The sequence below is a fragment of the Pseudomonas fildesensis genome (assembly GCF_001050345.1).
GTDB lineage: Bacteria > Pseudomonadota > Gammaproteobacteria > Pseudomonadales > Pseudomonadaceae > Aquipseudomonas > Aquipseudomonas fildesensis.
Map to the genome: position 1 here is coordinate 128,028 of NZ_LFMW01000013.1, position 22,781 is coordinate 150,808.

The 22,781-nt window shown below is 59.8% G+C and carries 19 protein-coding genes; 17 read left to right on the forward strand and 2 right to left on the reverse strand.

Annotated elements, in window-relative coordinates:
- Positions 1–28: 28 nt before the first annotated feature.
- A complete protein-coding gene (clpS, locus tag ACR52_RS20220; protein WP_010567912.1) occupies positions 29–397 on the reverse strand; it encodes an ATP-dependent Clp protease adapter ClpS in 369 nt (122 codons plus the stop codon).
- Between the two features lie 224 nt (positions 398–621).
- On the opposite strand from clpS, the gene cspD reads away from it, so the two are divergent.
- Entirely contained in the window at positions 622–900 is a 279-nt protein-coding gene (gene cspD, locus ACR52_RS20225; protein ID WP_082143194.1) for a cold shock domain-containing protein CspD, read from the forward strand.
- Between the two features lie 82 nt (positions 901–982).
- On the opposite strand, the gene icd is transcribed toward cspD, so the two are convergent.
- Entirely contained in the window at positions 983–2,239 is a 1,257-nt protein-coding gene (gene icd / locus ACR52_RS20230) for an NADP-dependent isocitrate dehydrogenase (RefSeq protein ID WP_048728551.1), read from the reverse strand.
- Between the two features lie 494 nt (positions 2,240–2,733).
- On the opposite strand from icd, the gene ACR52_RS20235 reads away from it, so the two are divergent.
- From ACR52_RS20235 to nuoH, 16 genes are all read left to right on the forward strand, one after another.
- Positions 2,734–4,959, forward strand: a complete 2,226-nt coding sequence (locus ACR52_RS20235) for an NADP-dependent isocitrate dehydrogenase (protein WP_048728553.1) — start codon at positions 2,734–2,736, stop codon at positions 4,957–4,959.
- A gap of 223 nt (positions 4,960–5,182) precedes the next feature.
- Positions 5,183–5,629 carry an NUDIX hydrolase gene (locus ACR52_RS20240; protein WP_048728556.1) on the forward strand — a complete coding sequence of 149 codons (447 nt, stop codon included), beginning with the start codon at positions 5,183–5,185 and terminating at the stop codon, positions 5,627–5,629.
- 59 nt (positions 5,630–5,688) lie between these two features.
- Positions 5,689–6,813 carry a tRNA 2-thiouridine(34) synthase MnmA gene (gene mnmA / locus ACR52_RS20245; RefSeq protein WP_048728558.1) on the forward strand — a complete coding sequence of 375 codons (1,125 nt, stop codon included), beginning with the start codon at positions 5,689–5,691 and terminating at the stop codon, positions 6,811–6,813.
- Complete coding sequence (hflD, locus tag ACR52_RS20250) at positions 6,810–7,433, forward strand: high frequency lysogenization protein HflD (RefSeq protein ID WP_048728563.1); 624 nt, start codon at positions 6,810–6,812, stop codon at positions 7,431–7,433. Before mnmA ends, hflD begins: the two co-directional genes overlap by 4 nt.
- Positions 7,434–7,558: 125 nt before the next feature.
- Positions 7,559–8,929 (forward strand): adenylosuccinate lyase, encoded by a 1,371-nt coding sequence (gene purB / locus ACR52_RS20255; protein WP_048728565.1) that lies wholly within the window; start codon positions 7,559–7,561, stop codon positions 8,927–8,929.
- Positions 8,930–9,012: 83 nt separating this feature from the next.
- Entirely contained in the window at positions 9,013–10,182 is a 1,170-nt protein-coding gene (locus ACR52_RS20260; protein ID WP_048728568.1) for a ribosomal protein uL16 3-hydroxylase, read from the forward strand.
- Positions 10,175–10,597, forward strand: a complete 423-nt coding sequence (locus tag ACR52_RS20265; protein WP_048728571.1) for a GNAT family N-acetyltransferase — start codon at positions 10,175–10,177, stop codon at positions 10,595–10,597. The genes ACR52_RS20260 and ACR52_RS20265 overlap by 8 nt, the downstream gene beginning before the upstream one ends.
- Before the next feature lie 283 nt (positions 10,598–10,880).
- The gene (locus ACR52_RS20270; protein WP_048728574.1) at positions 10,881–11,618 is read left to right on the forward strand and encodes a secretin N-terminal domain-containing protein; all 738 of its coding nucleotides are present in this window, start codon (positions 10,881–10,883) and stop codon (positions 11,616–11,618) included.
- A 507-nt stretch (positions 11,619–12,125) separates the two neighbouring features.
- Positions 12,126–13,451: an isocitrate lyase gene (gene aceA, locus ACR52_RS20275; protein ID WP_048728577.1), complete on the forward strand. Its 1,326-nt coding sequence runs from the start codon at positions 12,126–12,128 to the stop codon at positions 13,449–13,451.
- Positions 13,452–14,111: 660 nt separating this feature from the next.
- A complete protein-coding gene (locus ACR52_RS20280; protein WP_003219575.1) occupies positions 14,112–14,525 on the forward strand; it encodes an NADH-quinone oxidoreductase subunit A in 414 nt (137 codons plus the stop codon).
- A gap of 10 nt (positions 14,526–14,535) precedes the next feature.
- Positions 14,536–15,210 carry a NuoB/complex I 20 kDa subunit family protein gene (locus tag ACR52_RS20285; protein WP_003174719.1) on the forward strand — a complete coding sequence of 225 codons (675 nt, stop codon included), beginning with the start codon at positions 14,536–14,538 and terminating at the stop codon, positions 15,208–15,210.
- 72 nt (positions 15,211–15,282) lie between these two features.
- Complete coding sequence (gene nuoC, locus ACR52_RS20290; protein ID WP_048728582.1) at positions 15,283–17,067, forward strand: NADH-quinone oxidoreductase subunit C/D; 1,785 nt, start codon at positions 15,283–15,285, stop codon at positions 17,065–17,067.
- A 2-nt stretch (positions 17,068–17,069) separates the two neighbouring features.
- On the forward strand, positions 17,070–17,567 hold the full coding sequence (nuoE, locus tag ACR52_RS20295) for an NADH-quinone oxidoreductase subunit NuoE (RefSeq protein WP_048728587.1): 498 nt from the start codon (positions 17,070–17,072) through the stop codon (positions 17,565–17,567).
- Positions 17,564–18,919: an NADH-quinone oxidoreductase subunit NuoF gene (gene nuoF / locus ACR52_RS20300; RefSeq protein ID WP_048728590.1), complete on the forward strand. Its 1,356-nt coding sequence runs from the start codon at positions 17,564–17,566 to the stop codon at positions 18,917–18,919. Before nuoE ends, nuoF begins: the two co-directional genes overlap by 4 nt.
- A 135-nt stretch (positions 18,920–19,054) precedes the next feature.
- A complete protein-coding gene (gene nuoG, locus ACR52_RS20305; protein ID WP_048728594.1) occupies positions 19,055–21,769 on the forward strand; it encodes an NADH-quinone oxidoreductase subunit NuoG in 2,715 nt (904 codons plus the stop codon).
- A complete protein-coding gene (nuoH, locus tag ACR52_RS20310; RefSeq protein WP_048728598.1) occupies positions 21,766–22,773 on the forward strand; it encodes an NADH-quinone oxidoreductase subunit NuoH in 1,008 nt (335 codons plus the stop codon). The genes nuoG and nuoH overlap by 4 nt, the downstream gene beginning before the upstream one ends.
- The last annotated feature ends 8 nt before the right edge of the window (positions 22,774–22,781 follow it).

Genomic DNA, 22,781 nt, shown 5'->3' on the forward strand with positions numbered 1-22,781 from the left:
GCTTCACCTCATACCCAAGTGGTCGGCGTTAACCGTCCTTCTCGATTTCACAGAGTAGCGGATGCTGGCTTTCCCTGGCGTACTGGTTGACCTGCATTGCCTTTGTCTCGGCGATGTCGCGGGTAAACACTCCACATACTGCCCGTCCTTCTGTGTGAACGGCCAGCATTACCTTGGTCGCCAACTCGCGGTTCAGGTTAAAAAACACCTCGAGCACTTCGACGACGAAATCCATCGGCGTGTAGTCATCGTTGAACAAAACCACCTTGTACATCGGCGGCGCCTGGAGTGCAGGTTTGGCCTCCTGAACAGCAATGCCTGCAGAACCGTCGTCATCATGTTCGTGATCCGGGCGGTCCTGATTGAATGTTAGTCGAATCTGGCTGATTGCATGCATGGAAAGAAAGGTTCGTCAGTGGTTCAAATACAGTGATGGGGGCGACCTGTCAGAATTTCAACTGTGACTGACTGGTCGCCTTGACTATCGGCAAATCGGTGTTACAACCAATAGAACCCACAGTGGGTAAAAAAGGTCCGCGCAGTCAACCTTATTTATTCGGGTTAGGACGGATAAACTGGATGATACTCCAGTGATGGAGTCTGGTGCAGAGGGATATGGGTATGTCTGGCGTCAAGATCAATGGCAAGGTCAAGTGGTTCAATAACGCCAAGGGATATGGCTTTGTTAACGAAGAAGGTAAAAGCGAGGACCTTTTTGCGCACTATTCGGCGATCATCATGGATGGGTACAAAACGCTGAAGGCGGGACAAGCTGTGAGCTTTGAAATCATTCAAGGACCGAAAGGGCTGCACGCCGTGAACATTGATGCAGTGAAAGTTGAAACACCGGAAAAGCCCGCAGCATCGCACGCTCATAAAGAAAAGAAACAAACGGCCTGATTCGCCGCCGAGCATGCAGTCTTGCGATACGAAAACGGCCACCCCAGTCAATCCGAGGTGGCCGTTTTTTATGCCACTTTCCTTACATATGCGAAATCAACGCATCGCCAAACGCCGACGAAGACAGCAACTTGGCACCGTCCATCAGGCGATGGAAGTCATAAGTCACAGTCTTGGCCGAAATCGCACCGTTAGTGCCCTTGATAATCAGGTCCGCAGCCTCGGTCCAGCCCATGTGGCGCAGCATCATTTCCGCCGACAGAATCAATGAGCCCGGGTTGACCTGGTCCTTGCCCGCATACTTGGGCGCAGTACCGTGGGTAGCCTCGAACATGGCAATGGTATCGGACAGGTTGGCCCCCGGCGCAATGCCGATGCCCCCTACTTCCGCCGCCAGCGCATCGGAAAGGTAGTCGCCGTTGAGGTTCAACGTGGCGATCACATCGTATTCGGCCGGGCGCAGCAGGATCTGCTGAAGCATGGCGTCGGCAATTGCATCTTTAACCACTACCTTCTTGCCGGTTTTTGGATTCTTGAACTGCATCCATGGACCGCCGTCGAGCAGGGTCGCGCCGAATTCTTTCTCGGCGATGCCGTAGGCCCATTCCTTGAAGGCACCTTCGGTGAACTTCATGATGTTGCCTTTGTGCACGATGGTCAGCGACTCACGATCGTTATCCACGACATATTGCAGGGCTTTGCGCACCAGACGCTCAGTACCCTGCTTGGAGACCGGCTTGATGCCGATGCCGCAATCCTGGTCGAAACGGATCTTGGTAACGCCCATTTCTTCCTTGAGGAACTTGATCACCTTGATCGCTTCGGGCGAACCGGCCTTCCACTCGATCCCGGCGTAAATATCTTCGGAGTTCTCACGGAAGATGGTCATGTCCACATCGCCTGGCTTCTTGACCGGGCTCGGCACGCCTTCAAACCAACGCACCGGACGCAGGCACACATAGAGGTCGAGTTGCTGGCGCAGGGCTACGTTCAACGAACGAATGCCGCCACCCACCGGGGTAGTCAGCGGGCCTTTGATCGAGACTACGTAATCCTTGACCGCATCCAGGGTTTCCTGGGGCAGCCAGGTGTCCTGGTCGTAGACCTGGGTCGCCTTCTCGCCGGCAAAAACCTCCATCCAGGAAATTTTTCGCTTGCCACCGTAAGCCTTTTCAACAGCTGCATCGACCACCTTGATCATCACCGGGCTGATATCGACACCAATGCCGTCGCCTTCGATGTAAGGGATGATCGGTCGGTCAGGAACATTGAGAGAATGGTCTGGATTGACGGTGATTTTTTCGCCGACTGCCGGAACCTGAATCTTCTGGTATCCCATGCTGAACTCCGTTTGTGGTTAAAACTTCGGGCTGCGTTCGAGCCTACTCCAGATACATGACGACCGAAACCTCACGCCCTGTTCATTTGCGTCGAAAACAGCACATTTAGTCGCCTACAAGCTTGAAAGCAAAGGCAAAATCGCCAATCTTGAGCACACCGTGCGACTTTGGTCGCAAAACGGTGCCTGCGACCTTTAGACCAATGGACGACACACCTTTTGTATGAAGGCTCGGCGTAAGCATAGCGACCTATGTATAATGCCGCCGCTGACCAAAGAGTCACGACGGCTGACCGCTCTAGACAGAAGCTCTCAGCTCAAAAAGCAGGACTAATACAATAGTCCACCCGCTTGACGCTCGACTGATGCAACCCAACATCACCGCGAAGAAATCTCGACATTTCGCTCATGGATGACTTTGAACGAACGCGCTCCACCCGGCGCATCTCGAGTTTCTGCGCACGCTTTCAGCAAAGAAGAGAGTTAATCCGAATATGCCCAACCGCTCGAAGATCATCTACACCTTCACCGACGAAGCCCCAGCCCTCGCCACCTATTCACTGCTGCCTATCGTAGAGGCCTTCACCGCTTCCGCTGATATTGCCGTGGAAACCCGCGACATTTCCCTGGCCGCGCGCATCCTCGCAAGCTTCCCCGAGCAACTGGGCGACAAGGCTATCCCGGACCACCTCGCCGAGTTGGGCGACCTGGCCGTTACGCCTGAAGCCAACATCATCAAGCTGCCTAACATCAGCGCCTCGACCCCTCAGCTGCAATCGGCGATCAAGGAACTGCAGGCCCAGGGCTACGCCCTGCCGGACTACCCGGAAACCGTAACCACCGACGCGGAAAAAGAAACCCGTGCACGTTACGACAAGGTCAAGGGCAGCGCCGTGAACCCGGTACTGCGCGAAGGCAACTCCGACCGCCGCGCGCCGCTGTCGGTCAAGAACTACGCACGCAAGCACCCGCACAAGATGGGTGCCTGGGCTGCCGACTCCAAGTCTCACGTTGCTCACATGAGCAACGGCGACTTCTACGGCAGCGAAAAAGCCGTACAGATCGAAGGCGCTGACGCTGTCAAAATCGCGCTGGTCGCCCAAGACGGCACCACCACCGTCCTGAAAGAAAAGACCACCGTTCTGGCTGGCGAAATCATCGACAGCGCCGTGCTGAGCAAAAAAGCCCTGCGCAGCTTCATCGCCGCTGAAATCGAAGACGCCAAGAAACAAGGTGTACTGCTGTCGGTTCACCTGAAAGCCACCATGATGAAGGTCTCCGACCCGATCATGTTCGGCCAGATCGTTGCCGAGTTCTATAAAGACGCCCTGGCCAAGCACGCGACCGTGCTGGAACAGATCGGCTTCAACCTGAACAACGGCATCGGCGACCTGTACGCTCGCATCAAGGCCCTGCCTGGCGATCAGCAAGCGCAGATCGAAGCCGATATTCAGGCGGTGTACGCCGCTCGCCCTTCCCTGGCGATGGTCAACTCCGACAAAGGCATCACCAACCTGCACGTGCCGAGCGACGTGATCGTCGACGCCTCGATGCCTGCCATGATCCGTGACTCCGGCAAAATGTGGGGCACCGACGGCCAACTGCACGACACCAAGGCCGTGATCCCGGATCGCTGCTACGCCACCATCTACCAGGCGGTGATTGAAGAGTGCAAGGCCAACGGCGCCTTCGACCCAACCACCATGGGCAGCGTGCCAAACGTTGGCCTGATGGCGAAAAAAGCCGAAGAGTATGGCTCCCACGACAAGACCTTCCAGGTCAAGGCTGACGGCGTTGTCCGCGTCACCGACAGCAAGGGCAACCTGCTGATGGAACAGAAAGTCGAAGCCGGCGATATCTTCCGCATGTGCCAGACCCAAGACGCGCCGATCCAGGACTGGGTCAAACTGGCCGTCAACCGTGCCCGCGCCAGCGGCACCCCGGCCATCTTCTGGCTGGACCCGCAACGCGCGCATGATGGCGTCGTGGTCGAAAAAGTTCAGGCTTACCTGAAGGACCACAACACCGAAGGCCTGGACATCCGCATCATGTCGCCGGTCGACGCGATGAAGTTCACCCTGGAGCGCACCCGCAAGGGCCTGGACACCATCTCGGTGACCGGCAACGTACTGCGCGACTACCTGACCGACCTGTTCCCGATCATGGAACTGGGCACCAGCGCCAAGATGCTGTCGATCGTGCCGCTGATGAACGGTGGTGGCCTGTTCGAAACCGGCGCCGGCGGTTCGGCTCCGAAGCACGTACAGCAACTGCTGGAAGAAAACTTCCTGCGCTGGGATTCCCTGGGCGAGTTCCTGGCCCTGGCTGCTTCCCTTGAGCATTTGGGTGAGACGTACAACAACCCGAAAGCCCTGGTGCTGTCCAAGACCCTGGACCAGGCCACCGGCCAGTTCCTCGACAACAACAAGTCGCCATCGCGCAAAGTCGGCAACATCGACAACCGCGGCAGCCACTTCTACCTGGCGCTGTACTGGGCTCAAGCCCTGGCCGCCCAGACCGAAGACACCGCCCTGCAAGGGCAATTCGGCGAACTGGCCAAGACCCTGGCCGCGAACGAGGCAACCATCGTTGCCGAACTCAACGCCGTACAGGGCAAGCCAGTGGACATCGGCGGCTACTACGCGCCGAACCCAGAGCTGACCAGCAAGGCCATGCGCCCAAGCAACACCCTCAACGCGGCAATCGCTGCGCTGGTGTAAAGTTGTAAGGATGCAAAGAAGCCCCGGCCCCGTGCCGGGGTTTCTGTTTCCAGCGTTCAACTGAAGAAACCGAATCCAAATGTGGGAGGGGGCTTGCTCCCGATATAGGTGAGTCAGTTACCAATAAGTCGACTGCCTCACCGCCATCGGGAGCAAGCCCCCTCCCACACTGACTGTAATCCTGCTTGAAGACCGCACCGTACTCAGAATCGAGAGGCATCCAATGACCTGGCAACCCCACATCACCGTCGCCACCATCGTCGAAGACAACGGCCGCTTCCTGATGGTCGAAGAGCTCAAGGGCGGCCGCGCCGTGCTCAACCAGCCCGCCGGCCACCTCGATCCACATGAAACCCTGACCGAAGCTGCCGTGCGCGAGACACTCGAAGAAACCGGCTGGGACGTCGAAGCCACCGGCATCGTCGGCATCTACCTGTACACCGCGCCCAGTAACGGCGTGACCTACCAGCGCGTGTGCTTTACCGCCAAGGCGCTGAAACATCACCCCGACTACCCACTGGACGACGGCATCGTCCGCGCCCGCTGGCTGACCCGTGACGAGCTGATGGCCTTGCGCGACGACTGGCGCAGCGAGCTGATCATCCGCTGTATCGATGATTATTTGAGCGGCCAGCGCCACAGTCTCGAATTGATCCGCCCTTCTCTTTAGCCTTGAAGGCTTGGGCCTGATAGAATCGCGTCCTTTTTCAAGACACCCGTTGAAACCTTATGCGTGATCCAGCCCCTTCTGACACACAAAAGAAGCGCGTCATCGTCGGCATGTCCGGCGGCGTGGATTCTTCCGTTTCCGCCGTTCTGCTCATGGAGCAGGGCTATGAGGTGGAAGGCCTGTTCATGAAGAACTGGGAAGAAGACGATGGAACGGAATATTGCACCGCCATGGACGACCTCGCGGACGCCCAGGCCGTGTGCGACAAGATCGGCATCAAGCTGCACACCGCCAACTTCGCCGCCGAGTACTGGGACAATGTGTTCGAGCACTTCCTGGCCGAATACAAGGCCGGCCGCACGCCGAACCCGGACATCCTGTGTAACCGCGAAATCAAGTTCAAGGCGTTCCTCGACTACGCCATGATCCTCGGTGCCGACCTGATTGCCACTGGCCACTACGTGCGTCGTCGCGATATCGATGGCCGCACCGAACTGCTCAAGGGCCTGGACCCAAACAAGGACCAGAGCTACTTCCTGCATGCCGTCGGCGGCGAACAGATCGCCAAAACCCTGTTCCCGGTGGGCGAACTGGAAAAACCCGAAGTCCGTAAAATCGCCGAAAAACACGGCCTGGCCACCGCCAAGAAAAAGGATTCCACCGGGATCTGCTTTATCGGCGAACGCCGCTTCAGCGACTTCCTCAAGCAATACCTGCCGGCGCAACCGGGCGAAATCAAAACCACCGAAGGCGACGTCATCGGCCGTCACAGCGGCCTGATGTACCACACCATCGGCCAGCGCCAGGGCCTGGGCATCGGCGGCTTGAAAGACGCCGGTGAAGAGCCGTGGTACGTGCTGGTCAAGGACCTGGAACACAACGTGCTGATCGTCGGCCAGGGCAATGAACACCCGCTGCTGTTCTCGGGCGCCCTGCTGGTTTCGGAGATCTATTGGGTCAACCCGGTAGACCTGAGCACCCCGCGCCGCCTGACCGCCAAAGTGCGCTATCGCCAGGGCGACCAGCCCTGCACCCTGGAAAAAACCGCCACCGGCTACCGCGCCACGTTCGATGACCCGCAACGCGCGGTCACCCCTGGCCAGTCCGTAGTGTTCTATGACGGCGAAATTTGCCTGGGCGGCGGCGTGATTGAAATCGCCGAGCCCTGGAGCAACCCGGCATGAGCCCGACCCAGGAGCAATTGACGGCACTCGGCGGCGTGTTTCTCGCTGCAGTGCTGGTGGACAAAATCGCCAAGACCGGCCAGGTCACCGAAGCAGGCCTGACCTGCATGCTGGGCAGCCTGCTGATCCGCGACCCCAAGGACACCCTGGAAGTCTACGGCGGTGACGATATGGCGCTGCGCGAAGGTTACCGCGCGCTGATCGGCGCGCTGGAGCGCGACCCGAGCACCTTGCAGCGTGAACCGTTGCGCTACGCCCTGTCGATGCTTGGCCTTGAGCGTCAACTGGCCAAGCGCGACGACTTGCTGGAAACCATCGGCAAGCGCCTGCCGCAGATTCAGTCCCAGGTCGAGCACTTCGGCCCGGCCCACGAAAACGTGATCGCAGCAACAGGCGCGCTGTACCAGGACACCTTGAGCACCTTGCGCCAACGGATCCAGGTCCACGGCGACATGCGCAACCTGCAGCAACCGAACAACGCTTCGAAAATCCGCGCCCTGCTCCTGGCCGGTATTCGTTCGGCCCGGTTGTGGCGCCAGTTGGGCGGTCATCGTTGGCAGTTGGTGATCAGCCGACGCAAATTGCTCAAAGAGCTTTACCCGTTGATGCGCAACGAATAAGTCGCACCGACAGTTCTTTTTCAAGCCGTTACGCGTAATACGCCGGTCAGTTGGCAACGGACCGGCGAATTTTTTCATGTATGATACGCGCCCCATTTCGTTGCCCGACTGTCCGAGAACACCCCATGCAGCTCTCTTCGCTCACTGCGGTTTCCCCTGTTGACGGCCGCTACGCCGGCAAAACCCAGGCCCTGCGCCCTATTTTCAGCGAATACGGCCTGATCCGTGCTCGTGTACTGGTTGAAGTGCGCTGGCTCCAGCGCCTGGCCGCTCACCCCGCCATCAGCGAAGTGCCGGCGTTCTCCGCCGAAGCCAACGCTGTGCTGAATACCCTGGCGGAAAACTTCGCTCTGGAGCACGCCGAGCGTGTGAAAGAGATCGAGCGCACCACCAACCACGACGTCAAAGCCATCGAATACCTGCTCAAAGAGCAAGCGGCCAAGCTGCCGGAACTGGCTCAGGTCAGCGAGTTCATCCACTTTGCCTGCACCAGCGAGGACATCAACAACCTGTCCCACGCCCTGATGCTGCGCGAAGGCCGTGATGACGTGATGCTGCCACTGATGCGCCAGACTGCTGAATCCATCCGCGAACTGGCGATCCGCTTCGCCGCTGTGCCGATGCTGTCGCGCACCCACGGCCAGCCGGCTTCGCCGACCACCCTGGGCAAAGAGCTGGCCAACGTGGTGTACCGCCTGGAGCGCCAGATCGCTCAGGTCGCCGCCGTACCGCTGCTGGGCAAGATTAACGGCGCTGTCGGCAACTACAACGCGCACATATCCGCCTACCCGGAAATCGACTGGGAAGAAAACGCCCGCGCCTTCATCGAAGACGAACTGGGCCTGGGCTTCAACCCGTACACCACGCAGATCGAACCGCACGACTACATTGCCGAGCTGTTCGACGCCATTGCCCGCTTCAACACCATCCTGATCGACTTCGATCGCGATATCTGGGGCTACATCTCCCTGGGCTACTTCAAGCAGCGCACCATTGCCGGTGAAATCGGCTCGTCGACCATGCCGCACAAGGTCAACCCGATTGACTTCGAAAACTCCGAAGGCAACCTCGGCATCGCCAACGCCCTGTTCCAGCACCTGGCCAGCAAGTTGCCGATCTCCCGCTGGCAGCGCGACCTGACCGACTCCACCGTACTGCGCAACCTCGGCGTGGGCTTTGCCCACAGCGTGATCGCGTACGAAGCCAGCCTCAAAGGCATCAGCAAACTGGAACTCAACGAGCAGAAAATCGCCGCTGACCTGGATGCATGCTGGGAAGTATTGGCCGAGCCGATCCAGACCGTGATGCGCCGCTACAACATCGAAAACCCTTACGAGAAGCTGAAAGAGTTGACGCGCGGCAAGGGCATCAGCCCTGAAGCACTGCAAACTTTCATCGACGGCCTGGATATGCCAGCCGCTGCCAAGGCCGAACTGAAACTGCTCACCCCGGCCAACTACATCGGCAACGCCGTGGCCCAAGCCAAGCGCATCTGATTACCGCAAGACCCTTGAGACGCCCGGCAGCGCCGGGCGTTTTTATTCCAGTCTTAAAAGTGCTTTTTTTCAATAGGTTACACATGAATCCTGATATCCCTCTTCAACTTCTGGGCGGCATCACAGCACGGGAATTCCTGCGCGACTACTGGCAGAAAAAACCGCTGCTGATCCGCCAAGCCATTCCTGACTTCGAAAGCCCGATCGACGCCGACGAACTGGCAGGCTTAGCCCTGGAAGAAGAAGTCGAGTCGCGCCTGGTAATCGAACACGGCGAACGCCCGTGGGAACTGCGTCGCGGCCCGTTCGCCGAAGACGCCTTCAGCACCCTGCCCGAGCGCGAGTGGACCCTGCTGGTGCAGGCGGTCGACCAGTTCGTGCCGGAAGTCGCCGAACTGCTGGAAAACTTCCGCTTCCTGCCGGCCTGGCGCATCGACGACGTGATGATCAGCTACGCCGCCCCAGGTGGCAGCGTGGGCCCGCACTTCGACAACTACGACGTGTTCCTGCTGCAAGGCCATGGCAAGCGCAACTGGAAAATCGGCCAGATGTGCAACTCCGAAAGCCCGCTGCTCCAGCACGCCGACCTGCGCATCCTCGCCGAATTCGAACAGAGCGCCGAATGGGTGCTGGAACCGGGCGACATGCTCTACCTGCCGCCGCGCCTGGCACACTTCGGCATTGCCGAAGATGACTGCATGACCTACTCCGTGGGTTTCCGTGCACCGAGCGCCGCCGAAGTGCTGACTCACTTCACCGACTTCCTCAGCCAGTACCTGACGGACGAAGAGCGTTACACCGACGCCGACGCCCAGCCGGTCAGCGACCCGCACCAGATCCAAAGCGACGCCCTCGACCGTCTGAAAAGCCTGCTGGCCGAACACATGGGCGACGAGCGCATGCTGCTGACCTGGTTCGGCCAGTTCATGACCGAGCCGCGCTACCCGGAACTGGTCACCGGCCCGGAAGATCTGCAGGAAGAAGACGTTATCAGCAGCCTGGAAGACGGCGGTGTGCTGATTCGCAACCCGAGCGCACGCCTGGCCTGGTCCGAAGTCGACGACGACGTGCTGCTATTCGCCAGCGGCCAGAGCCGCTACCTGCCAGGCAAACTGCGTGAGTTGCTGAAGCTGGTGTGCTCGGCCGATGCGCTGCACAGCGACAACCTCGGCGAGTGGCTGGCGGACGAAGACGGCCGCGATCTGTTGTGCGAACTGGTCAAGCAAGGAAGCCTGGGGTTTGCCGATGAATAGGATTCACGTAAGTGTCGCGGACTGGCGAAAGGATATCGACGAGATTCGGCGCATTCGTGAAGCAGTGTTTATCGCTGAACAATCGGTTCCACCCGAGCTTGAATGGGATGATGACGATGCGGGCGCGATGCACTTCCTCGCGTTCGAGGGCGACTTTCCGATCGGTACCGCCCGCTTGCTGCCCAGCGGCGAAATCGGCCGCGTGTCGGTCCTCAAGGACTGGCGCGGGCTTAAGGTCGGCGACAAGCTGATGGAAGCGGTGATTGGTCAGGCCGAGAAGCGCGGCCAGACCAAGCAATTCCTCAGCGCTCAGGTCTACGCTGCGCCTTTCTACGAGCGGTTGGGCTTCAAGACCGTCAGCGATGAATTCCTGGAAGTCGGGATTCCGCATGTCGATATGGTGCGCGAGGGCTGATCCCTGTGGCGAGCGGGCTTGTTGTGGTGAGCGGGCTTGCCCCGCGTTGGGCTGCGTAGCAGCCCCAATAAAAAACGCCGCGTTCTTTCAGAAAGAGCGCGGCGTCTGGTTTTGGGGCTGCTGCGCAGCCCAACGCGGGGCAAGCCCGCTCGCCACAACAAGCCCGCTCGCCACAACAGACCTACTCAATCAGCAGTGCAGACTCGATCCTCACTAAACTTGCGACCCGCCAGGCCGACAAACTGGCACTATCAAGCCTAAATGACTCGCAGAGATAACGGACATGTCCCTACGCACCCTGCTCACCACCCTCCTCCTGGCCGCCAGCTTCTCGGCAGTCGCCGCCACCGAAGTCGTCAACCTGAGCAACCGAACCAGCGCCGACCTGCTGCCAGTTGCGCAAAACTTCATCGGCAAGGACGGCACCGTCAGCGCCTACGGCAACCAACTGATCGTGAATGCGGAGCCAGACAAGATCCAGGGCCTGCGCGCACTGCTCTCACAACTGGACACCCCGTCCAAACGCCTGCTGATCACCGTCGACACCAACGAAAACAACCAGCAAAACAGCGGCGACAGCCAGACCCGCATCATCAGCTACGGCACTGCCAGCCGCGACGGCGGCATCCAGCAGATCCAGGCCAGCGAAGGCGTGCCCGCACTGATCCAGGTCGGCCAGAGCGTGCCTCTAACCACGACCCAGCCAGATGCCTATGGCCGCCCGCAAAACCAGACCCAGTATCGCAACGTCACCCAGGGCTTTTACGTCACCGCCAGCGTCACCGGCGACACCGTGCACCTGGCAATCAGTACCAACCGCGACCGCATGAGCCAGGAACGCCCCGATGTAGTGAACGTGCAGAGTACCGACACAAGCGTCAGCGGGCGCTTGGGCGAATGGATTTCCCTGGCCGGCATCAATCGTGAAACCCAGGCCGACAAATCCTCTACAACCCGCAGCTACTCTACTCAGGGCCGTGACGACCTGACTTTACGGGTCAAGGTCGACACATTGAACTGAAGCACCAAAAACTGACTGATGAGTCGTATTAGACTAAAGATGTAGTGCTTTAAAAAAAGCACTACAAAACGTTTGACGATCCAAAAAAGCATGGGCATGATGGCCTCGCTCCCGCTAATCAGGGGCCCTGGCAAGGGCCTTCGGATCGCCGCTCAACGCTACCCACCTGAGCCGATTCGTGTCTGTACCGCCCACAAGGTGTGTTTGACGAGGTTGCGACTGGAACGAAGTTGTCCCGAGGGACGGAAGCTAACCAGGTAACCCGGCTACACACTGATGAATGGTACAAAGGCCCACGATGCCCGAAGACTGTTCGCAGTTCGCCCTTACCTGCTCAACTCCCCCTCTCGCGATACGCTCATCCCGTCGCCTTCCCCGTCGAACCTGACTTGACCGCCTAAGCTTCTGGTCAGCGAGCAGCCATACCCACGCACTCAACACGTGGCTGGCAAACGGAATTTTCAACCTAGTAGATTTTCCATAAAAGACGCGACGAGGTTTTTCCCCATGGCACTGACACGCGAACAGCAAATTGCAGCCCTTGAAAAAGACTGGGCCGAAAACCCACGCTGGAAAGGCGTGACCCGCGCTTATTCCGCTGCTGACGTCGTCCGCCTGCGTGGCTCGGTTCAACCTGAGCACACTTTTGCAAAACTCGGCGCCGAAAAGCTGTGGAAGCTGGTCACCCAGGGTGCCAAGCCGTCCTTCCGCCCAGAGAAAGATTTCGTCAACTGCATGGGCGCCCTGACCGGCGGCCAGGCAGTCCAGCAGGTGAAAGCCGGTATCCAGGCGATCTACCTGTCCGGCTGGCAAGTGGCAGCGGACAACAACTCCGCTGAATCCATGTACCCCGACCAATCGCTGTACCCGGTGGACTCCGTGCCAACCGTGGTCAAGCGCATCAACAACTCGTTCCGTCGCGCTGACCAGATCCAGTGGAAAGCCGGTAAAGGCCCGGGTGACGAAGGCTACATCGACTACTTCGCGCCCATCGTGGCCGACGCTGAAGCCGGCTTCGGCGGCGTACTGAACGCCTACGAGCTGATGAAAAGCATGATCGAGGCAGGCGCTGCCGGCGTGCACTTCGAAGACCAACTGGCTTCGGTGAAAAAATGCGGCCACATGGGCGGCAAAGTATTGGTCCCTACCCAGGAAGCCGTACAGAAGCTGACCGCCGCTCGCCTGGCCGCTGACGTTGCCGGTACACCGACCATCATCCTGGCCCGTACCGACGCCAACGCCGCTGACTTGCTGACCTCGGACTGCGACCCGTACGACCTGCCGTTCGTGACCGGCGAACGCACCCAGGAAGGCTTCTATAAAGTACGCGCCGGCCTCGACCAGGCGATCGCCCGTGGCCTTGCCTACGCGCCGTACGCCGACCTGATCTGGTGCGAAACCGCCAAACCGGACCTGGACGAAGCCCGTCGTTTCGCCGAAGCGATTAAAAAGGAATACCCGGACCAACTGCTGTCCTACAACTGCTCGCCTTCCTTCAACTGGAAGAAGAACCTGGACGACGCGACCATCGCCAAGTTCCAGCGCGAACTGTCCGCCATGGGCTACAAGCACCAGTTCATCACCCTGGCCGGCATTCACAACATGTGGCACAGCATGTTCAACCTGGCGCACGACTACGCCCGCAACGACATGACTGCCTACGTGAAGCTGCAGGAGCAAGAGTTCGCTGACGCCTCCAAGGGTTACACCTTCGTGGCTCACCAGCAGGAAGTGGGCACCGGCTACTTCGACGACATGACCACCGTGATCCAGGGCGGTACCTCGTCCGTGACCGCGCTGACCGGTTCGACCGAAGAAGAGCAGTTCCACTGATAGATGTGAGTACACGGCCACTGCGGACCCGTTAAAGAGCTAACCGCAATGCCGCACGATCTGACGCCCCGACTGGTTCGGGGCGTTTTTTTGCCTACAGAAAACTCCTCCTGACACAATGAAGGTCAAAATGTGGGAGGGGGCTTGCTCCCGATAGCGGCGTATCAGCCAATTAATAGGTCGACTAACACCCTGCTATCGGGAGCAAGCCCCCTCCCACATTGGGAAATGTGATCAGCCTGAAGATTTTGTGCAAAACCTTGATCCAGAGCGGTATTGGCTGCAGATAAATCGGTTAAAAGATTCGCTCGAACAACTAGCGGCAATCAACCAAGTAACGGCAACTTCCCCCGCTACACGAGAAACATTCGCTTAAATCTCTCGCAAACAATATTCATTATCATTTAGCGGATGAAAACTTCGTTACTCATTAAACAAAACAGAATTGATTAAATGCCCGCTAATCCCCGCCCCGCAAGGGTTACAGCCCCAATAAGGTGCACTATGTGCTTATTCCATCGAATAATTTCGCTATAGGAATTTTACTTGCCCGGTGTTTAGCCATAAAATCACCGCGATTGATTGCAGTGCGACATATCGTCACTGCATCGTTACTTTTTCGAGCTCAGAGACCTTTGCTCTCTGTTAAGGATTTCCAGCATGACCGAAGCGACAGGACTCATGGCCCACAACTGGGGCTTTGCCATTTTCCTCCTCGGTGTTGTCGGCCTTTGCGCCTTCATGCTCGGTGTCTCCAGCCTCCTCGGGTCAAAAGCCTGGGGCCGCAGCAAAAATGAACCGTTCGAGTCCGGCATGCTGCCTACAGGTGGCGCCCGCTTGCGGCTCTCAGCCAAATTCTATCTGGTCGCGATGCTGTTCGTGATCTTCGATATCGAAGCCCTTTTTCTCTTTGCCTGGTCTGTGTCCGTCCGCGAAAGCGGCTGGACCGGATTCGTCGAAGCTCTCGTTTTCATAGCAATTCTGTTGGCAGGCCTTGTCTACCTATTTCGAGTGGGCGCCCTTGACTGGGCACCGGAAGCTCGTCGCAAGCGGCAAGCGAAGCTGAAACAATGAGGCTTTGGCGATGCAATACAATCTCACCAGGATCGACCCGGATGCTCCTAACGAGCAGTACCCCATCGGCGAACGGGAAACCGTTTCCGATCCGTTAGAAGACCAAGTCCACAAAAACATCTACATGGGCAAGCTGGAAGACGTGCTGAGTGGCGCGGTCAACTGGGGACGTAAAAACTCCCTGTGGCCGTACAACTTCGGTCTGTCCTGCTGCTACGTGGAAATGACCACCGCCTTCACGGCGCCCCACGACATCGCGCGCTTTGGCGCCGAAGTGATCCGGGCATCGCCGCGCCAGGCGGATTTCATGGTTATCGCCGGTACCTGCTTTATCAAGATGGCGCCGATCATTCAGCGTCTCTACGAGCAAATGCTCGAACCGAAGTGGGTTATCTCCATGGGTTCGTGCGCCAACTCAGGTGGCATGTACGACATCTACTCCGTTGTTCAGGGGGTGGACAAGTTCCTGCCCGTAGATGTCTACGTGCCTGGCTGCCCGCCCCGCCCTGAAGCATTCCTGCAAGGCTTGATGCTGTTGCAGGAATCGATTGGCAAGGAGCGTCGCCCGCTTTCCTGGGTCGTCGGCGACCAAGGCGTGTACCGCGCCGAGATGCCGTCGCAAAAGGAACAGCGCCGCGAACAGCGAATCGCAGTCACCAACCTGCGCAGCCCCGACGAAGTCTGATCCAGAGCCGCTTCTTTTATAGAACGAAAACCTGGCTTCATTCTTTACGTTGACCGAAAGCGATAAAAAACCATGACTACAGGCAGTGCTCTGTACATCCCGCCTTATAAGGCAGACGACCAGGATGTGGTCGTCGAACTCAATAACCGTTTTGGCCCTGACGCCTTCACCGCCCAGGCCACACGCACCGGTATGCCGGTGCTGTGGGTGGCGCGTGCCAAGCTCGTCGAAGTCCTGACCTTCCTGCGCAACCTGCCCAAGCCGTACGTCATGCTGTATGACCTGCATGGCGTGGATGAGCGTCTGCGCACAAAGCGCCAGGGGCTGCCGAGCGGCGCCGACTTCACCGTGTTCTACCACCTGATGTCGCTGGAACGTAACAGCGACGTGATGATCAAGGTTGCCCTCTCCGAGAGTGACCTGAGCATTCCGACCGTGACCGGTATCTGGCCAAACGCCAACTGGTACGAGCGTGAAGTGTGGGACATGTTCGGCATCGACTTCCCGGGCCACCCGCACCTGTCGCGCATCATGATGCCGCCGACCTGGGAAGGTCACCCGCTGCGCAAGGACTTCCCTGCCCGCGCCACCGAATTCGACCCCTACAGCCTGACCCTGGCCAAGCAACAGCTGGAAGAAGAAGCGGCGCGCTTCCGTCCGGAAGACTGGGGCATGAAGCGTTCCGGCACCAACGAGGACTACATGTTCCTCAACCTGGGCCCGAACCACCCTTCGGCCCACGGTGCCTTCCGTATCATCCTGCAGCTGGACGGTGAAGAAATCGTCGACTGCGTGCCAGACGTCGGCTACCACCACCGTGGTGCCGAGAAGATGGCCGAGCGTCAGTCCTGGCACAGTTTCATCCCGTACACCGACCGTATCGACTACCTCGGCGGCGTGATGAACAACCTGCCGTACGTGCTCTCGGTCGAGAAGCTGGCCGGCATCAAGGTACCGGACCGCGTCGACACCATCCGCATCATGATGGCCGAGTTCTTCCGGATCACCAGCCACCTGCTGTTCCTGGGTACCTATATCCAGGACGTCGGCGCCATGACCCCGGTGTTCTTCACCTTCACCGACCGTCAGCGTGCCTACAAGGTCATCGAAGCCGTCACCGGCTTCCGCCTGCACCCGGCCTGGTACCGCATCGGCGGTGTGGCCCATGACCTGCCGAATGGTTGGGAGCGCCTGGTCAAGGAATTCATCGACTGGATGCCCAAGCGTCTGGACGAGTACCAGAAAGCCGCATTGGACAACAGCATCCTCAAGGGCCGCACCATCGGCGTCGCTGCCTACAACACCAAAGAGGCCCTGGAATGGGGCGTCACCGGTGCAGGCTTGCGTTCCACCGGTTGCGATTTCGACCTGCGTAAAGCGCGCCCGTACTCCGGCTACGAGAACTTCGAATTCGAAGTACCGCTGGCGGCCAACGGCGATGCCTACGACCGTTGCATCGTGCGCGTCGAAGAAATGCGCCAGAGCCTGAAAATCATCGAGCAGTGCATGCGCAACATGCCGGCCGGCCCGTACAAGGCGGATCACCCGCTGACCACGCCGCCGCCGAAAGAGCGCACGCTGCAGCACATCGAAACCCTGATCACGCACTTCCTGCAAGTTTCGTGGGGCCCGGTGATGCCGGCCAACGAATCCTTCCAGATGATTGAAGCGACCAAGGGTATCAACAGTTATTACCTGACGAGCGATGGCGGCACCATGAGCTACCGCACCCGGATTCGCACCCCAAGCTTCCCGCACTTGCAGCAGATCCCTTCGGTGATCAAAGGCGAGATGGTCGCGGACTTGATTGCGTACCTGGGTAGTATCGATTTCGTTATGGCCGACGTGGACCGCTAAGCATGAATAGCACGCTTATCCAGACAGACCGTTTCACCCTGAGTGAAACCGAGCGCTCGGCCATCGAGCACGAGCTGCATCACTACGAAGACCCGCGCGCGGCGTCGATCGAAGCCTTGAAGATCGTCCAGAAGGAACGTGGCTGGGTGCCGGACGGCGCCCTCTACGCCATCGGCGAGATCCTCGGCATCCCCGCCAGCGATGTTGAAGGGGTGGCGACGTTCTATAGCCAGATCTTCCGCCAGCCGGTAGGCCGCCACATCATTCGCGTGTGCGACAGCATGGTCTGCTACATCGGCGGCCACGAATCGGTGGTCAGCGAGATCCAGAGCAAGCTGGGTATCGGCCTCGGCGAAACCACCTCGGACGGCCGCTTCACGCTGCTGCCGGTGTGCTGCCTGGGCAACTGCGACAAGGCGCCGGCGTTGATGATCGACGACGACACATTCGGTGACGTGCAGCCTGCTGGCGTCACCCAATTGCTCGAGGGCTACCCATGACCCTGACTTCCTTCGGCCCGGCCAACCTGATCAAGCGTTCGGCCGAGACTCACCCGCTGACCTGGCGCCTGCGTGACGATGCCGAGCCCGTATGGCTCGACGAGTACCAGGCCAAGAACGGTTACGCTGCTGCGCGCAAAGCTTTCGCCGACATGGCTCAGGACGATATCGTCCAGACCGTGAAAGACGCCGGCCTTAAAGGTCGCGGCGGTGCAGGCTTCCCCACTGGCGTGAAGTGGGGCCTGATGCCCAAAGACGAATCCATCAACATCCGCTACCTGCTGTGCAACGCGGATGAAATGGAGCCCAACACCTGGAAAGACCGCATGCTGATGGAGCAACTGCCCCATCTGCTGATCGAAGGCATGCTGATCAGCGCCCGCGCGCTGAAAACCTACCGCGGCTACATCTTCCTGCGGGGCGAGTACACCACCGCAGCCAAGCACCTCAACCGTGCGGTGGAAGAAGCCAAGGCAGCTGGCCTGCTGGGCAAGAACATCCTGGGTACGGGTTTCGACTTCGAACTGTTCGTGCACACCGGCGCCGGGCGTTACATCTGCGGTGAAGAAACCGCACTGATCAACTCCCTCGAAGGCCGCCGCGCCAACCCGCGCTCCAAGCCGCCCTTCCCTGCCGCCGTCGGCGTGTGGGGCAAGCCGACCTGCGTGAACAACGTCGAAACCCTGTGCAACGTGCCGGCGATCATCGCCGACGGCGTGGACTGGTACAAGTCGTTGGCCCGCGAAGGCAGTGAAGACATGGGCACCAAGCTCATGGGCTTCTCCGGCAAGGTCAAGAACCCTGGCCTGTGGGAACTGCCCTTCGGCGTGACCGCTCGCGAGCTGTTCGAAGACTACGCCGGCGGCATGCGCGACGGCTACACCCTCAAGGCCTGGCAGCCAGGCGGCGCGGGTACCGGCTTCCTTCTCCCCGAGCACCTTGACGCACAAATGTACGCCGGCGGCATCGGCAAGGTAGGCACCCGGATGGGTACTGGCCTGGCGATGGCGGTGGACAACACCGTGAACATGGTCTCGCTGCTGCGCAACATGGAGCAGTTCTTTGCCCGTGAATCCTGCGGCTTCTGCACCCCATGCCGCGACGGTTTGCCATGGAGCGTCAAGTTGCTGATGGCCCTGGAAAACGGTGAAGGCCGCGAGGGTGACATCGAGACCCTGCTGGGCCTGGTCAACTTCCTCGGCCCTGGCAAGACCTTCTGTGCTCACGCACCGGGCGCCGTGGAGCCATTGGGCAGCGCAATCAAATACTTCCGCTCGGAGTTCGAAGCCGGCATCGCGCCTACCAGCGCCGCCGTCCCGCCTCTGGCGAGGCCGATTGTAGTCGGCGCGTAACGCTTAACAAGGCGAAGGGTCCGTACCCTTCGCCTTCTCATGTGCTGACGCCTTGATGGCTGTGTAGATGCACATGAATAACAAGATTCCATTAGCCACGCCCGCTGACAACGGGCCAACGAAGAACTTTGAACCATGGCCACTATCCACGTAGACGGCAAAGCGCTCGAAGTCGATGGGGCGGACAACCTGTTACAGGCGTGTCTGTCACTAGGCCTCGACATCCCTTATTTCTGCTGGCACCCAGCCCTTGGTAGCGTCGGTGCCTGTCGCCAGTGTGCGGTCAAGCAGTACACCGACGAGAACGACACCCGTGGTCGTATCGTCATGTCCTGCATGACGCCAGCCACCGACAACACCTGGATCTCCATCGAAGATGAAGAGTCCAAGGCGTTCCGCGCCAGCGTTGTCGAATGGCTGATGACCAATCACCCCCACGACTGCCCGGTCTGTGAGGAAGGCGGTCACTGCCACCTGCAAGACATGACGGTGATGACCGGCCACAACGAGCGCCGTTATCGCTTCACCAAGCGTACCCACCAAAACCAGCAACTGGGCCCGTTCATTTCCCACGAGATGAACCGCTGCATCGCCTGCTATCGCTGCGTACGCTTCTATAAAGACTACGCCGGCGGCACCGACCTCGGCGTATTCGGCGCCCACGACAACGTGTACTTCGGTCGCGTTGAAGACGGCGTGCTCGAAAGTGAGTTCTCCGGCAACCTCACCGAGGTCTGCCCGACCGGTGTGTTCACCGACAAGACTCACTCCGAGCGCTACAACCGCAAGTGGGACATGCAGTTCTCGCCGAGCATCTGCCATGGCTGCTCGAGCGGTTGCAACATCTCCCCGGGCGAGCGCTACGGCGAGCTGCGCCGGATCGAAAACCGCTTCAACGGTTCGGTCAACCAGTACTTCCTGTGCGACCGTGGCCGTTTCGGCTATGGCTATGTCAACCGCGAAGACCGCCCGCGCCAGCCACTGCTGGCCGACGGCGCCAAGCTGAGCCTCGATGCTGCGCTGGATAAAGCCGCTGACCTGCTGCGCGGTCGCAACATCGTCGGTATCGGTTCGCCACGCGCCAGCCTCGAAAGCAACTACGCGTTGCGCGAACTGGTCGGCGCCGAACACTTCTACTGCGGTATCGAAGCCGGTGAGCTGGAGCGCATCCGCCTGGTCCTGCAAGTGCTGAACGACAGCCCGCTGCCCGTTCCGAACATGCGCGATATCGAAGACCACGACGCAATCTTCGTCCTCGGTGAAGACCTGACCCAGACCGCCGCGCGCGTGGCCCTGTCGCTGCGCCAATCGGTCAAAGGCAAGGCCGAAGACATGGCCGACGCCATGCGCGTCCAGCCTTGGCTCGACGCCGCGGTGAAAAACATCGGTCAGCACGCGTTGAACCCGCTGTTTATCGCCAGCCTGGCTGAAACCAAGCTCGACGACATCGCCGAAGAATGCGTACACGCAGCGCCGGACGACCTGGCCCGCATCGGTTTCGCCGTGGCCCACGCCCTCGATGCCAGCGCGCCTGCCGTCGAAGGCCTGGACACTGAAGCCGTGGCGCTGGCCCAGCGCATCGCCGACGCCCTGCTGGCGGCCAAGCGTCCTCTGATCATTGCCGGCACCTCCCTGGGTTCCAAGGCGCTGATCGAAGCCGCTGCCAACATCGCCAAGGCCTTGAAGCTGCGCGACAAGAACGGTTCCATCAGCCTGATCGTGCCGGAAGCCAACAGCCTTGGCCTGGCCATGCTCGGTGGCGAGTCCCTGGACGCTGGCCTGCAAGCGGTGATCGACGGCCATGCCGACGCCATCGTGGTGCTGGAAAACGACCTGTACACCCGCACGGATTCGGCCAAGGTCGACGCCGCGCTGGACGCCGCCAAAGTGCTGATCGTGGCCGATCACCAGAAGACCGCCACCAGCGACCGTGCTCACCTGGTGCTGCCAGCCGCCACCTTCGCCGAAGGCGACGGTACCCTGGTCAGCCAGGAAGGCCGCGCCCAGCGCTTCTTCCAGGTGTTTGATCCGAAGTACATGGACGCCAGCATCCTGGTTCACGAAGGCTGGCGCTGGCTGCACGCCCTGCGCGCCACCCTGCTGAACCAGCCGATCGACTGGACCCAGCTTGATCACGTGACCGCAGCCGCCGCCGCAAGCGCACCGCAACTGGCGCGCATTGTCGACGCTGCACCGTCCGCCACGTTCCGCATCAAGGGCATGAAACTGGCCCGTGAACCGCTGCGTTACTCCGGTCGTACCGCCATGCGCGCCGATATCAGCGTGCACGAACCGCGTACCCCGCAAGACAACGACACCGCGTTCGCCTTCTCCATGGAAGGTTACTCGGGTTCGGTCGAGCCCCGTCAGCAGGTGCCGTTTGCCTGGTCGCCGGGCTGGAACTCACCGCAGGCCTGGAACAAGTTCCAGGACGAAGTCGGTGGTCATATCCGCGCTGGCGACCCGGGCACCCGCCTGATCGAAACCCAGGGCGATTCGCTGAACTGGTTCGCCGCTGTACCGCGTCCGTTCAACCCGGCCCAGGGTACCTGGCAGGTTGTGCCGTTCTTCCACCTGTTCGGCAGCGAAGAGACCTCGTCCAAAGCCGCGCCGGTGCAAGAACGCATTCCAGAAGCCTACGTGTCCGTGGCCAAGTCCGAAGCCGACCGCCTGGGCGTCAATGAGGGTGCCCTGCTCAGCCTGACCGTAGCCGGCAAGACCTTGCGTCTGCCGCTGCGCATCAACGAAGAGTTGGGTGCCGGCCTGGTTGCACTGCCGAAAGGCCTCGCGGGTATTCCGCCGGCAATCTTTGGCCAAACCGTTGACGGTCTGCAGGAGGCAGCGCAATGACCTGGTTCACCCCTGAAGTGATCGACGTGATCATCTCGGTCGTCAAGGCCATCGTGATCCTGTTGGCCGTGGTCGTTGCGGGCGCCCTGCTCAGCTTCGTCGAACGTCGCCTGCTGGGCTGGTGGCAGGACCGTTACGGTCCGAACCGCGTTGGCCCGTTCGGCATGTTCCAGATCGCCGCCGACATGCTGAAAATGTTCTTCAAGGAAGACTGGACCCCGCCGTTTGCCGACAAGGTGATCTTCACCCTGGCACCGGTCGTGGCCATGAGCGCCTTGCTGATTGCTTTCGCAGTCATCCCGATCACCCCGACCTGGGGCGTGGCGGACTTGAACATCGGCTTGCTGTTCTTCTTCGCCATGGCCGGTCTGTCGGTCTACGCGGTGCTGTTCGCCGGTTGGGCCAGTAACAACAAGTTCGCCCTGTTGGGCAGCTTGCGGGCCTCGGCGCAAACCGTGTCCTACGAAGTTTTCATGGGCCTCGCGCTGATGGGCATCGTGGTGCAGGTCGGCTCGTTCAACATGCGCGACATCGTCGAGTACCAGGCGCAGAACCTGTGGTTCATCATTCCGCAGTTCTTCGGTTTCTGTACCTTCTTCATCGCTGGCGTCGCCGTGACGCACCGTCACCCGTTCGACCAGCCGGAAGCGGAACAGGAACTGGCCGACGGTTACCACATTGAATATGCCGGCATGAAATGGGGCATGTTCTTCGTCGGTGAGTACATCGGCATCATCTTGATCTCGGCCCTGCTGGTCACGCTGTTCTTCGGCGGCTGGCACGGTCCGTTCGGCATCCTGCCACAGCTGGCGTTCTTCTGGTTCTTCCTCAAGACCGCGTTCTTCATCATGTTGTTCATCCTGCTGCGCGCTTCCATTCCGCGTCCACGGTATGACCAGGTGATGGATTTCAGCTGGCGCTTCTGCCTGCCGCTGACCCTGATCAATTTGCTGGTAACTGCTGCCGTTGTGTTGTTGAACACGCCAGCGGTCGCGGTTCAGTGAGGATTTGA